Below are 14,354 nucleotides of genomic sequence, written 5' to 3' on the forward strand. Positions count from 1 at the left end.
CCGGGACGGGCGGAGCTTGCGCCCCGCCCTGCGCGTTACCACTGATACGAAGCGCCCACGCCGACCGAGTTACCGCCGCTCGACATACCCACGCCGGCCTTCATCTTCAGGTTCTGCGTGATGCGGGCTTCGCCGCCGAACGCCACGGCCTGATAGCCCTTGTAGGTCGCACCGCCGATACCGAACGACAGCGTCTTGCCCGGATCGACGCCCGGAATCATCGTCAGCGCGGTGGCTGCGGCGATACCCGAATAAGCGTTGCGCGACAGGTCGTTGACCTGGTTCTGCATGCCGCCCATTGCGCGGTCGAGCTGGCCCTTCGTCGCGGCGTCCGACGCATTCACGCCGTCCGCGATGTTGACGAGCCGGCGGTTGCCGCTGTCGGTACCGTTGCCGAACGAGACGGTATTCGCCTCGGTCGCCACGGAGCCGGCACCGATCGCCACCGAGTTCGAACCCGAAGCGCTCGAACCCTGGCCGATGGCCGTCGAGTTCTCGGCCTTCGCATTCGAGCCGGAGCCGATCGCCGTGCCGCCGGTGCCGCCGACGTTCGAACCCGAACCGATCGCGGTGCCGTTGTTCGCGCCGTCCGCGACCACCGAGCCGGAGCCGATCGCGACGTTGCCGTTGCCGGTGCCCGGATTCGGTGTAACGATCGGGCCGCTGGTGTCGCCGGAGCCACCCGTGCCGCCGACGACCCCGCTGCCGGAGCCGCCGCCCGAGCCGTCACCCGGGCCAGGGACGACACCCGATTCAAGCTTGCCCACGCGCCCGTCCATCTCGCCGATCTTGCCTTCGAGATTCGACTGCAGGTCGGACAGCTGGCCGTAGTTGACCGCGTCGTACTGGTTCTTGCCGTCCGCGACGTTCGTCAGGATGATCGGCGTGCTGCCCGGCCCGCCCAACGTGACCGACAGCGGCACCGTCGACCCGTCAGGGTTGACGTCGTACTTCACCGCCATCGAGTCGGTTGCGCCGTAAGCCGCCGCCGCCTGGATCGCCTGCGTGACGTTCGAATACGTCTCGCTGCCGATATGGATCGACGGAGCCGACACCGAACCATCCTCGTTCACCGTCGCGCCACCGCCGAGCGCGTTCGCCACGCCCTGCGCCGTGTTGTACAACTGCGAACCGTTGACTGCGTCCGTGCTCGACGCATTCACCGCGCCGGCCGCCACGTTCTTCAGCGCAACCGGCGCCGTCGCATCCGTGCCGCCCAGCGTCACGGTGTCCTTGTTCGCGTCGTCGTACGCCACCACCAGCGACGTCAGCTTGCCGTCGTCGCCTTCGCCGACGAGACCCGTCGCCTTGAGCTGCGACACGTTCACCGCGTCGTGATCGTCCACGCCGTCCGCCACGTTCTTCAGCGCGACCGGTGCCGTTGCATCCGCACCGCCCAGCGTGACCGAGCGCGGCGCCGTACCGTCCGGATTGACGTCGTACGTGACTGCCGTGAGGCTTTCGCCCGTCGACGGATCGACCAGGCCGGTCCTGCCAAGCTGCTTGCGCAGATCGCCGATGTCACCGGTGTTGGCCGTCGTGCGGTCGTCCAGGTTCGTCAGCGCGTCGCCGACGGTATGGACGTTCGTGCCGCCGACGCTGAACGTCGGTGCGCCGATCGTGCCGTCCGGGTTCACCGATGCACCGCCGCCCAACGCCGACGCCACGCTCTGCGCCGTGCCGAACAGCTGCGAACCGTTGATCGCGTCCTTGCTGGTTGCGTTCACCGCGCCCGCCGCCACGTTCGTGATCGTCGTGCCGTCCGCGCCGCCAGCCAGCGTCACCTTGCTCTTCGTCGCGTCGTCATAGCCGACCGCCAGCGAGGTCAGGTTGCCGTCCTCGTCGTTGCCGACAAGACCCGCCGACTTGAGCTGCGACACGTTGACTGCGTCGTGATCATCCACGCCGTTCGCCACGTTCTTCAGCGCGACCGGTGTCGTCGAACCCACGCCGCCCAGCGTCACGCTGGACTTCGCCGCGTCGTCGTAGGCAACCGTGCCTTCCGCCGGCGCACCACCACCGCTCTCGGACGCCGCGACGATCGCATCGCCGACGTTGCTGTACGTCTTGCCGTTGACCGTGTACGTCGGCTTGACGATGCTGCCGTCCGCGCCCACGCTCGCACTGCCGCCAAGCGCGTCAGTGACGCCGGCGAGCTGGCCCACGTTCACCGCGTCCGTCTGCTGCGTACCCGCCGCAACGTTGATGATCTGGCGTTCCGCACCGACACTGCCGATCGACAACGCGTTACCACGGTTCGCGATCGAGCCTGCGCCGAGGGCGATGCCGCCGTTCGCGCCTGCCGCCACGTTCGCACCCGAGCCGAGCGCGAGCGCGTCCGACACATTACGTGCGATGTTCGTGTTGGAGCCGACCGCGATGCTGTTGGCCGCACCCGCATTCACGACGGCATGGTTGCCAAGCGCGATCGAGCCTGCACCAACCGCCTGCGCGTTGCCGCTGCCGATCGCGAGCGCGTTGTCCGCACCCGCCTCGACGTTCGCGCCGAGCGCCACCGCTTCCTTGCCGGTCGCCTGCACGTTCGAGCCCATCGCCACACCGTAATCCGATGCATCGCCAACTTGCGCGAAGCTGCCGATCGCCGTCGCGTTGTTGGACATCGCCATCGCGTTCAAGCCGTTGGCCACAGCGTTACCGCCTGCAGCCACTGCGCCCGAACCGATCGCAACTGCCGTATCGGTGGTCGGATCCGCACCGTTCAGTGACGCCGAGTTCGGGCTCTGCACGCCCTCGATCGCGACGAGCGAATCGGACGCTGCCATCACCTGCGTCGAATTCGTGTTCATCTTGTCGATCGCGGCTTGCGTCTTCGCATCGAGCGACGACGAGAACTCGTCGATCGCCTTTTGCGTCGTCGCATTCACCGACGTCGTCAGGCCGTTCATCGCATCGTACAACTGGCCACCGTTGACCGCGTCCTTGCTTTCGAAGCCGACGTTACCGTCCGCCACGTTCACGATCCGGCGCTCGCTGCCGACGCGGCCGACCGACACCGTGTTCGCCTGGGTCGCGACCGAGTTGTAGCCGAGTGCCACCGAGTCCAGCCCGCTGGCGCGCGCACCGGTACCGAGCGCGAGTGCATGCGCACCCGTCGCGCCCGCGCCGCTGCCGATCGCGACAGCCAGTGCACCGTTGGCGATCGCGGCGACGTTCGTCTGGTCAGCGTTGACCTTGATGAAGCGCAGGTCGATACCGCCGTTGGTCAGGTCTTCGCGCAAGTTGGACAGGCCCGACTGCATCTGAGCGACGTTGACTGCGTCCGTGCCGTCGACACCGGTCGCCACGTTCTTCAGTGCGACCGGGGTCGTCGAACCCGTGCCGCCCAGCGTCACGCTGTTCTTCGCCGCGCTGTCGTACGTCACTGCAGCGATCGTCTTGCCCGTCGCCGGGTCGACCAGGCCGCTGTCGGCCAGCTTGTCCTTCAGGTCCGAGATGTCGCCCGTGTTCGCGGTCGTGCGGCCGTCGAGGTTCGACAGCGCGTCGCCAACCGTACGCACGTCCGTGCCGCCGACCGTGTACGTCGGTGCTTCGATCTTGCCGTCCGTGCCAACCGTCGCGCCGCCGCCCAGCGCGTCTGCCACGCTTTGCGCCGTGCCGTGCAGTTGCGAACCGTTGATCGCGTCCGAACTCGTCGCGTTTACCGCACCGGCCTTCAGGTTCGTGATCGTCGTGCCGTCCGCGCCCGCCAGCGACACCTTGTCCTTCTCGATGCCGTCATACGCCACCGCCAGCGACGTCAGGTTGCCCTTGCCATCGTCGACAACGTTGCCCACCGCCTTCAACTGCGACACGTTCACTGCGTCGTGATCGTCCACGCCATCGGCAACGTTCTTCAGCGCGACCGCGGTCGTTGCGCCCGTGCCGCCCAGCGTCACCGCGCCCTTCGTCGCGTCGTCATACGTCACTGCCGCGATCGTCTTGCCCGTCGCCGGGTCGACCAGGCCGCTGTCGGCCAGCTTGCCCTTCAGGTCCGAGATGTCGCCCGTGTTCGTGGTCGTACGGCCATCGAGGTTCGACAGCGCGTCGCCAACCGTGCGAACGTCCGTGCCGCCGACCGTGTACGTCGGGGCTTCGATCTTGCCGTCCGCACCCACCGTCGCACCGCCGCCCAGCGCGTCTGCCACGCTTTGCGCCGTGCCGTGCAGTTGCGAACCGTTCACGGCGTCCTTGCTCGTCGCCGACACTTCACCCGCGCCAACGTTGTGGATTACCGTGCCGTCCGCACCGCCAGCCAGCGTCAGCGAATCGAAGTTCGCCGCGCCGCTCGGATCCTTGTCGTACGTCACCGCCAGCGACTTCAGGCCGCCATCCGGGTCCGTCGGGTCAACACCCACCAGGCCTGCGTCCTTCAGTTGCTTCAGGTTCACTGCGTCGTTGTCGGCTTGCGCATCCGCCACGTTCGTCACGCGCACCGGCGTGCCGTCAGCACCGAGCTTCACCTCGGTCTTGTCCGCGTTCGTATACGTCACCGCCAGCGATTCGCCCGTCGTCGGATCGAACACGCCACCTTCCGACAGCTTGTCCTTCAGGTCGCCCACTTGCTGGTTCGTCGCGAACAGCTGCGAGCCGTTCACAGCGTCCTTGCTCGTTGCCGACAGCTCACCCGCGCCCACGTTGTGGATCACCGTGCCGTTCGTGCCGCCAGCCAGCGTCAGCGAATCGAAGTTCGCCGCGCCGCTCGGGTCCTTGTCGTACGTCACCGCCAGCGACTTCAGGCCACCGTCCGGGTCCGTCGGGTCAACACCCACCAGGCCCGCGTCCTTCAGCTGCTTCAGGTTCACCGCGTCGTTGTCGGCTTGTGCATCCGCCACGTTCGTCACGCGCACCGGCGTGCCGTCAGCACCGAGCTTCACCTCGGTCTTGTCCGCGCTCGTGTACGTCACCGCCAGCGATTCGCCCGTCGTCGGATCGAACACGCCACCTTCCGACAGCTTGTCCTTCAGGTCGCCCACTTGCTGGTTCGTCGCGAACAGCTGCGAGCCGTTCACCGCATCCTTGCTCGTCGACGACAGTTCACCCGCGCCAACGTTGTGGATCACCGTGCCGTTCGTGCCGCCAGCCAGCGTCAGCGAATCGAAGTTCGCCGCGCCGGTGGTTGCGTCCTTGTCGTACGTCACCGCCGCGAGCGTCTTGCCCGTCACCGGGTCGACCAGGCCGCTGTCGGCCAGCTTGTCCTTCAGGTCCGAGATGTCGCCCGTGTTCGCGGTCGTGCGGCCGTCGAGGTTCGACAGCGCGTCGCCAACCGTGCGCACGTCCGTGCCGCCGACCGTGTACGTCGGGGCTTCGATCTTGCCGTCCGCGCCCACCGTCGCACCGCCGCCCAGCGCGTCTGCCACGCTTTGTGCCGTGCCGTGCAATTGCGAACCGTTGATCGCGTCCGAACTCGTCGCGTTTACCGCACCGGCCTTCAGGTTCGTGATCGTCGTGCCGTCCGCGCCCGCCAGCGACACCTTGTCCTTCTCGATGCCGTCATACGCCACTGCCAGCGACGTCAGGTTGCCCTTGCCGTCGTCGACAACGTTGCCCACCGCCTTCAGCTGCGACACGTTCACTGCGTCGTGATCGTCCACGCCATCTGCGATGTTCTTCAGCGCGACTGCCGTCGTCGCGCCAGTACCACCCAGCGTCACGCTGCTCTTCGCATCGTTGTCGTACGTCACTGCGGCGATTGTCTTGCCCGTCGACGGGTCGACCAGGCCGCTATCGGCCAGCCTGTCACGCAGGTTACCTACTTGCTCGTTCGTCTCGAACAACTGCGAACCATTCACGGCATCCTTGCTCGTTGCCGACAGTTCACCCGCGCCAACGTTGTGGATCACCGTGCCGTTTGCACCGCCAGCCAGCGTCAGCGAATCGAAGTTCGCCGCACCGCTCGGGTCCTTGTCGTACGTCACTGCCAGCGACTTCAGACCGCCATCCGGGTCCGTCGGGTCAACACCCACCAGGCCTGCGTCCTTCAGTTGCTTCAGGTTCACCGCATCGTTGTCGGCTTGCGCATCCGCCACGTTCGTCACGCGCACCGGCGTGCCGTCAGCACCGAGCTTCACTTCGGTCTTGTCCGCGCTCGTGTACGTCACCGCCAGCGACTCACCCGTCGTCGGGTCGAACACGCCACCTTCCGACAGCTTGTCCTTCAGGTCGCCCACTTGCTGGTTCGTCGCGAACAGCTGCGAGCCGTTCACCGCGTCCTTGCTCGTCGACGACAGTTCACCCGCGCCAACGTTGTGGATCACCGTGCCGTTTGCACCGCCAGCCAGCGTCAGCGAATCGAAGTTCGCCGCGCCGGTGGTTGCGTCCTTGTCGTACGTCACTGCCGCGATCGTCTTGCCTGTCACCGGGTCGACCAGGCCGCTGTCGGCCAGCTTGTCCTTCAAGTCCGAGATGTCGCCCGTGTTCGCGGTCGTTCGGCCGTCGAGATTCGACAGCGCGTCGCCAACCGTGCGCACGTCCGTACCGCCGACCGTGTACGTCGGCGCTTCGATCTTGCCGTCCGCACCCACCGTTGCGCCGCCGCCCAGCGCATCTGCCACGCTCTGCGCCGTACCGTGCAATTGCGAACCGTTGATCGCATCCGTGCTCGTCGCGTTCACCGCACCGGCCGCCACGTTCTTCAGCGCGACCGCGTCCGTTGCAGCCGTGCCGCCCAGCGTCACGCTGCTCTTCGTGTCGTCGTCGTACGCGACTGCATTCGGGTCGGCTCCGCCGTTCTCCGCGAGCGCCGCGAGTGCATCGCCGACATTGCGATAATCCTTGCCGCCCACCGTATAGGTCGGTTGCGTGACGGTGCCGCCCGCGCCAACCGCCGCGCCGCCACCAAGCGCCGACGTCAAGCTCGACAGCTGGCTAACGTTGACCGCATCGGTCGCCGCCGTACCGGCCGCAACGTTGACGATCTGGCGTTGTGTTGCTGCGGAGCCTACCGACACAGCGTTGCCGCGGTTCGCGACGGAACCCTGGCCGAGCGCCACGCCACCATTCGAACCCGCAGCCACGGTCGCACCCGCGCCGAGCGCAAGTGCGTTCGTCACGTTCGTCGCAACGGCCGCGTTCGTACCGACTGCGATACTGTTGGCAGCACCACCGTTCACCCGTGCGTTATTGCCGAGCGCGACCGAGCCTGCGCCAATCGCACGCGCATTGTTGCTACCGATCACCAGCGCATTGTCCGCACCGGCTTCGACGTTCGCACCCATCGCGACCGCTTCCGATCCGGTTGCCTGTACGTTCGAGCCGATTGCCGTCGCGTAGTCGGAGTCCGCGCCCGTTTGCGCGAAGCTACCGATCGCCACGGCATTGTTCGACCCTGCAACGTTCTGCAGACCGACCGCCACCGCGTTGCCACCGGCCGCCACCGACGACGAGCCAACGGCCACTGCCGTCGTCGTCGCCGGGTCCGAACCGTTCAGCGACGCGGTGTTATTGCCGCGCACGCCTTCGATCGCGACGAGCGGATCGGTGACGTCCATGACCCCGATCGAATTCAGCGAGTTCGACGCGAGTTGCTGCGTCTTCTGGTCGAACGTGCTGGTGAGGGAATTCAGCGCGTCGTACAGCTGCGAGCCGTTGATCGCATCGGTGCTGTCGGCATTCACATCGCCATTGGCGACGTTGACGACCTTCCGTTCCGCGCCCGCGCGGCCGACCGAGACCGTATTCGCCTGCGTGGCGACCGAATTGAAGCCGAGCGCGACCGAGTTCACGCCCTGTGCACGCGAACCCGTGCCGAGCGCGAGCGCACCCACGCCGTTCGCGTTCGCGCCCGAGCCGATCGCGACCGCGTTCGTACCCGCCGCATTGGCCTGCACACCCGTCGCATTGACCTTGATGTAGCGCATGTCGAGCGTGCCGGTGGCAAGGTCGTCACGAATCGACTGCGTCGCGCCCGTCAGCTGGTCGACGTTGACGGCATCCGTGCCGTCGACGCCCTTTGCGACGTTTTTCAGTGCGACCGGCGTGGTCGCGCCCGCGCCGCCCAGCGTGATCTGGTTGCGCGTTGTGTTGTCGTACGAAACGGCCAGCGACGTCAGGTTGCCGTCCTTGTCTTCGCCGACGAGGCCCGACGACTTCAGCTGCGCGACGTTTACCGCGTCGTGATCGTCCACGCCTGCTGCGACGTTCTTCAGCGTGACCGTACCGGTCGCGTCCGCGCCGCCCAGCGTCACACTGGCCTTCGTCGGATCGTCATACGTCACCGCTGCGATCGGCGCACCCGTCACCGGATCGATGAGACCCGAGTTCGCGAGTCTGTCAGCGAGATCCGTCGTGCGGTCGTCCAGGTTCGACAGTGCATCGCCAATGTTGCGGACGTTCGTGCCGCCGACGGTGTACGTCGGTGCCTCGATCGTGCCATCCGGGTTAACTGCCGCGCCACCGCCCAACGCGCCGACCACGCCGGCAAGCTGGGCGACGTTGACTGCATCGCCCTGCTGCGTACCGGCCGCGACATTGACGATCTGGCGTGCGAATCGGGTCGAGCCGACGGACACGGTGCCGTCGCGATCTGCGACCGAGCCTGAGCCGAGTGCCACCGAGTCCTTTGCGCTTGCCGTGGTATACGAGCCGAATGCCGACGAGTTCTCGCCCGACGCGCTCGCCATGTCGCCGAATGCAGAGCTGAAGGTGTTCGCATAGGAATACCCGCCTACGGCCGTGGCCCCGCCCGCCGTAGCCGACGCGTGTTCGCCGATCGCCACCGCGCCGCCGTTCACGAGGGTGCCGCCCTTATACGCATTACTGGCGTAGGCACTGCCACCGATTGCAATCGCGTTGTCGGTGGCCGCCGTCGCCGGCGTGGCGCCGATACTCCGGATCTGGCTGAGGGGGTTGTTGGCACCGCTCGCCGCAATTGCGGCGTTCATCTGGGCGAAGTTCACGGCGTCAGTGTCTTCCGTGCCGGCCGCAACGTTCACGATTTGCCGTTGAATCGCATCGGAACCCACCGATACGCTGTTGCCGCGATTCGCAACGCTCGACGCCCCCAATGCGACAGAATTTGTACCGCTCGCCGATGCGCTGTTGCCCACTGCAGTCGAGCCGTTCCCACTACCGCGAGCCGCACTGCCCACTGCCACTCCTCGTTGCGAGTAGGCTGAAGAGCCAATCGCGACAGAGCCTGATCCATCGTTGCTTGCGCTCTGGCCAACCACGATCGAGCCGCCACCGCCGGCACGCGAAAACGCACCAATAGCGATCCCACCGCTAGGGTCAACGACTTGCCCATCACCCACCAAGGCGTTGTTTCCGATGGCGATGGCATTCGTAGGATTGGCTGTATTCGTCATTCTCACAGACGCGCCAGGTCCGATCGCCACGTTCGTCGTCCCTACCACCGAGCCACCATCCAGCCCACCCATCACGCCAATGTCGTTCGTTTGAATGCTGTTGCTTGCGGACGAGTCCGACATGACACCAACATTCGTGCTTGCGGGCGAGTTCACGACACGGGAGAAATCGACACGGGTCGAATCGTCGCCGCCGACGTTGGTCGAATCGTCCACCGTCAGGCTGCCGATCTTCGCGTCAGCGGAAGTGCTCGACTTCTCGCCAACCGTCTGGCTCGTACCATTCGCATCGTCCAGCGCATCAGCAGACTCGAGCACATCGGCCGCCGATGCGCCACCCACCATCACGCCGCCGAGCGCGATGGCCGCAAATGCGTTGCGCGCGACGCGCGACGATCCTTTCGTTTTCCCGCGTGCCAGTTCGTCAGCGGCACCCCAGGTGCCTGTCGACGCATTCCAGACGGTCCGATATGACTTGTTCATGTCGATTGCCTCAGTAAGAGAAGAAGTAGAGGGACGGTCTTCGTCCACATGAGGCAATATATTTTTCCGCTGTCAATTCGTTAATCAGACGCCGGGACAGGTCTCGACTCATTTTGTAGGCCCAGTCCTAATCTGACTTTCATTGACAATCAGGTATGCCAATCGCATCGCGTGATCTCGCGTCTTCCACCATTCCGTTTGACATACCCTGCACGTGCGCCGTATAAACGCATCGCGCACCCAGCGAACCGAATCGGACTAGTCCTAGTCATCTCCGCTTTCTATTTCGGACTGCCCTACATACTCGCCAGCCTGCCATCCCGATAATTCGCTCGTTCCCCGAGCCGGCAGCGCAATCGCCTGCCTCACCACACGGCTTACGGATATCGCCCCACGTCCCGGCTTCCGCGCGGCCCGCGCCGCCCGAACCGCTCGCGGCTCCTGATTTGCGCATCGTTCTACCGATATTCGCTCCATGCCCATCCGACATCTCTTCGCGTCCCCGGCCGACGCCAGCGCGCCGTTCGCTTCGATCGGCGGCGAGCCGCGCGACCTGGGCCTGCTGCACCGTTACCAGCGTTTCACGCTGTATGGCGGCGCCGTGCTCCTGTCGCTCGTGATGCTGTTCGCGGCGAGCATCCTGCTCACCGGGTCGGTGCGCGACTACATATCAAAGCGGCGCGAACTGCTCACGACGCACAAGGCGCTCGTCCAGCTCGAAATCGACGCGAAGCAGGCATCCATGCGCCGCGCGGTGATCAACGCGGAATTGCTGTGGAACGGGCATCCACCGCATGCGCGGGTTTCATCCGACACGCTTCGGCGCGACGGACATGTCTTGCTGTCGCCGATGCACGGCGCGACCGAGGTGTTCGTCGCGGCCACGCCCGACGCCACGGCCAACGGCGAATTCGACCGCTACGTACAGCTGATGGAACGCCAGACGATCTCGATCGCGGCCGCCGAGCGTCAGACCGGACGCCCTGTCACCGGCTATGCCTACAGCCCCGATCATCGCGTGATCGCGATCACGCCGCCGCCGAACACGCCGTATCCCGATCTGCTCGCACGCATGGGCGTACCTGACACGCATGCGCTGATCGATCGGCTCGCATTCGACGTCGCCGATTGGCGCGATCCGGCGATCGCACGCCATTGGCGTCTCACTCGCCACATTGCATGGCAGCCGCCCGCGGTCGATCCACTCACGGGCAAAACGGTGTTTCGCCTCGTCGAGCCGGTATTCGGCGGCCCCGATCACGTGATGACTTTCGTCAGCGATCTCGACGTGGACGTGATCGTCGACCGGATGGATCACGCGCCGGACGATACGGTCGCGATGCTCGTCGACGAAAGCGGCCGCATCCTGCTGAGCGCGGACCGCACCAATGCATCGACCGACGGCGCCGCGCTGATGCGTCATGCGCTCGACAGCGGCGACTGGCGGCACGGCTTCGACCGACTCACCGCGAACTACCGCGACGGAATCTTCACGGTCAGCGACCGGATTTCGGATACGGGCTTCGCGATCGTCTACGCGTATTCGTGGCGGATGATCGCGCACGCGATCTGGCCGGCGATGCTGCGCGAGTTCGGCACGACCGCGCTGATGCTCGTCGTGCTGTGGTCACTCGTCATCATGTTCGACCTGAAACTGTTCGCACCGCTGTTCCGCCGCTCTCGCCGCGTGTTCGAAAGCGAGCAAATGAGCCGCGCGATCATCGCGACCGCTCCGTTCGGCATCGGCCTCGTTTCGCTCGGCTCGCGCCAGGTGCTGCTGCGCAACCGGATGATGGAACTCTACGAGAAGGAAGCCGGCTCACCGCCGCTGCATGAACGCCTGCTGGCGCGCTATCGCGAGCGCCAGGACGGCGACGCATTTCAGCTCGACGTCGAACTGCCGATCACGCTGAGCGACGGCCGCACGCGCGACTTGCTCGTCAACTTCGTCCGCGCACGCTACAAGGGGCGAGACGCGCTGATGTGCAGCTTCTCCGACATCACGACGCGCGCCGACGCCGAGCGCGCGCTCGGCAGCGCGAATCGCGCGAAATCGACGTTCCTCGCCACGATCACGCACGAGATCCGCACACCGCTGAACGCGATGCTCGGCAACCTCGAGCTGCTCGACAAGGCGCCCGACCCGAGCCGGCAAAAGCGCCGGCTGCATGCGGTCACGTCGGCCGCGCGGATGCTGCTCGACATGCTGAACAACGTGCTCGACATGACGAAGATCGAAGCCGACCGGATGACGCTCGAAGCCACCAGCTTCCGCATCGACGAACTGATGCGCGACCTCGCCGACCTGTTCGAGCCGATGGCCGCGGCGAAGGGCGTCGCGCTGCGGGTGGACATCGACCCGGCCGTCGCCCATGCGTATGTCGGCGATCCGATGCGTGTGCGGCAGATCGTCGTGAACCTCGTCAGCAACGCGATCAAGTTCACCGATCGCGGCACGGTCGCGCTGTCCGTATCGGCATCGGCGGTCGATGCGACGCCGGTGACGATCCGCGTCAGCGATTCGGGGATCGGGATGACGACCGACCAGCTCGCGCACATCTTCGAACCGTTCGCGCAGGCCGACAGGTCGATCGCGCGACGTTTCGGCGGCACCGGCATCGGGCTCGCGCTGAGCCACAAGCTCGTCGAATCGATGGGCGGCAGCATCGTGGTGGACAGCGTGCCGGGCGTCGGCTCGACGTTCGTCATTACGCTGCCGCTGCCGCTCGATCACCGTCCGGGCGCCGCGCGCGCCGACGCGAACGCGGATGCCCCCAATGCCCGCGTGCTGTTCGTCGACGACAACGCGGTGAACCGTTCGCTGATCCACGACCAGCTCGACGTCCTAGGCTATCCGGCCGATGTTGCGTCGAGCGTCGCTGAGGCGCTCGACCTCGTCGATCGACACGACTATGCGCTCGTGATGACCGATCTCAACATGCCGGGGCTCGATGGCTATGCGTTTGCGCGGGTGTTGCGTGAGCGAGGCCGTGCGCGGCCGATTCTCGCGGTGACGGCGCATGCCGAGCCGGATGAATTGCGTCTCGCGCGGGAAGCGGGGATCGACGAGATTGTCGCTAAGCCGACGTCGTTGAAGTCGCTTGAACTGGCGATCACGAAGCACACGGGCCCATCACAGGCGCCGCATTCTCCGCCGCCGTCGCGCCGGCATGGACCATTGCCTCACGATCTGCACAAGGTGCTTTCCGACACTGCGTACCGGTCGAATGGCGCGATCACACGGGCACTCCAGGATGGTGACTTGAAGGCTGCCCGCACGGAGATCCACAGCATGCGCGGCGCGTTCGCGATGATCGGCGAGCATGACATCTCCGGTCTTTGCGCATCGATGGAAGCATTGGCGCTGGCCGGCGACGCTGCGGCGTTCGCGCGTGAGTTCGAGCGATACCGGCTCGACGCGAAAGAAATCCTCGTGCGACGTGCGGCTGGCGAGTCGCAACAACCGGCCGACACGTTTTCTGACATATCTGCGATGAAGTGATGAAGTGGTTCGCCGGCGCAACTGCCCTGGAATCGTTGAGCATCAAGCATGCAAGACATCGGTCGAATGGCCAATGTCGATAAAACCGTACAAGACCGATATCAGACAGCGGTCAATCTCGGTAGAGTGGTTGCACGTTTTCGCGAGGAAGGTTCAGTCATTTCGACATGCCAATCATGTAACGGAATAGCGATCGAAATCCGCTGCGTAAACGAGCGCGGCCCGCAGGTGACAACAACACCTGCGGGCCGCTGACCACAACCAACTCAACGAGGAGTTGACCATGGCTGGCGCGAATCATAACGCACCGACGTATTTCCGCGATTGTTTTTTCTCCCCGCAATCGTCCTTTCAATCTGGCCGTCTCGTTCCGCACCTCAGGCTGACCGACATGGCGCCGCCAATCATGTATCTGTGGACGAAATTGTCCGGCCGGTGGATCGAGGCAGCGGGTTTCGATCCCGAGCAGCGCTTGCAGATCGAGGTATCGCACAAGCGGCTGGTGATTACGCCGATCGATGATGCGGGCAGCGATCATGGTGCGAAGCACGAACGCCCCGATGACGATCCCGCAACGGGACGGCAACTGGAATCGGTGATGGCAGGAGAGGCACAATGAATCACAACGACCCGGATCAATACCCCGACGACGTGCCGGCCGATTTCGACTTCTACGATGTCGGTGAGCTGGCTGCCAAGTCCGCGCTCGTCCTGAAGCTCAATACGCTGATCGCGTCGCGCGGCCTGAGTGAGGACGAGGCTGCCGCGCTGGCCGAGATGACCCGGCCGGCGGTCACACCCGAGCAGCGCGACAGGCTTCGGAACGTTTCGCTGGAAACGCTGATGGTGACGCTCGCATCGCTCGGCCAGCATGTGGAAATCGTGGTGCGGCCCGCGGGGGAATCGGGGCCGGTGGGTATCACGGTTTCGGTCTGAAGGCTGGTGAAGTAGACGGAAACGAAAGGTGCGGCGGTCGGGTGTGACCCGGCCGCCGCCGTAGCAGTTTCGGCACCACACACTTTCAATACCTGGAACGAGCGAGCACCGATGCTCGCCGGAAGCAAGCG

At 65.4% G+C, this 14,354-nt stretch carries 3 protein-coding genes and 2 pseudogenes; 3 read left to right on the plus strand and 2 right to left on the minus strand.

The window, feature by feature from the left end:
- Positions 1 to 35: 35 nt before the first annotated feature.
- Together BDI24065_RS02270 and BDI24065_RS41615 are read right to left on the minus strand one after the other, a co-directional pair.
- Positions 36 to 9,062 (minus strand): annotated as a pseudogene (locus BDI24065_RS02270) (YadA-like family protein); the annotation flags it as partial.
- Between the two features lie 654 nt (positions 9,063 to 9,716).
- Positions 9,717 to 9,785 (minus strand): annotated as a pseudogene (locus BDI24065_RS41615) (ESPR-type extended signal peptide-containing protein); the annotation flags it as partial.
- Between the two features lie 475 nt (positions 9,786 to 10,260).
- Between BDI24065_RS41615 and BDI24065_RS02275 the strand changes: the two are divergent.
- The 3 genes from BDI24065_RS02275 (at position 10,261) to BDI24065_RS02285 (ending at position 14,223) form a co-directional block, all read left to right on the plus strand.
- Entirely contained in the window at positions 10,261 to 13,287 is a 3,027-nt protein-coding gene (locus tag BDI24065_RS02275) for an ATP-binding protein (RefSeq protein ID WP_175029829.1), read from the plus strand.
- Positions 13,288 to 13,570: 283 nt separating this feature from the next.
- Positions 13,571 to 13,906: a SymE family type I addiction module toxin gene (locus tag BDI24065_RS02280; protein ID WP_175029830.1), complete on the plus strand. Its 336-nt coding sequence runs from the start codon at positions 13,571 to 13,573 to the stop codon at positions 13,904 to 13,906.
- Positions 13,903 to 14,223 (plus strand): helix-turn-helix domain-containing protein, encoded by a 321-nt coding sequence (locus tag BDI24065_RS02285; RefSeq protein ID WP_175029831.1) that lies wholly within the window; start codon positions 13,903 to 13,905, stop codon positions 14,221 to 14,223. The genes BDI24065_RS02280 and BDI24065_RS02285 overlap by 4 nt, the downstream gene beginning before the upstream one ends.
- Positions 14,224 to 14,354 lie beyond the last annotated feature (131 nt).

Source organism: Burkholderia lata (assembly GCF_902499025.1).
Classification (GTDB): Bacteria; Pseudomonadota; Gammaproteobacteria; order Burkholderiales; family Burkholderiaceae; genus Burkholderia; species Burkholderia lata_C.

Coding starts and splice junctions, on each gene's coding strand:
- BDI24065_RS02275 (WP_175029829.1), top strand. CDS start 10,261: ATGCCCATCCGACATCTCTTCGCGTCCCCGGCCGACGCCAGCGCGCCG.
- BDI24065_RS02280 (WP_175029830.1), top strand. CDS start 13,571: ATGGCTGGCGCGAATCATAACGCACCGACGTATTTCCGCGATTGTTTT.
- BDI24065_RS02285 (WP_175029831.1), top strand. CDS start 13,903: ATGAATCACAACGACCCGGATCAATACCCCGACGACGTGCCGGCCGAT.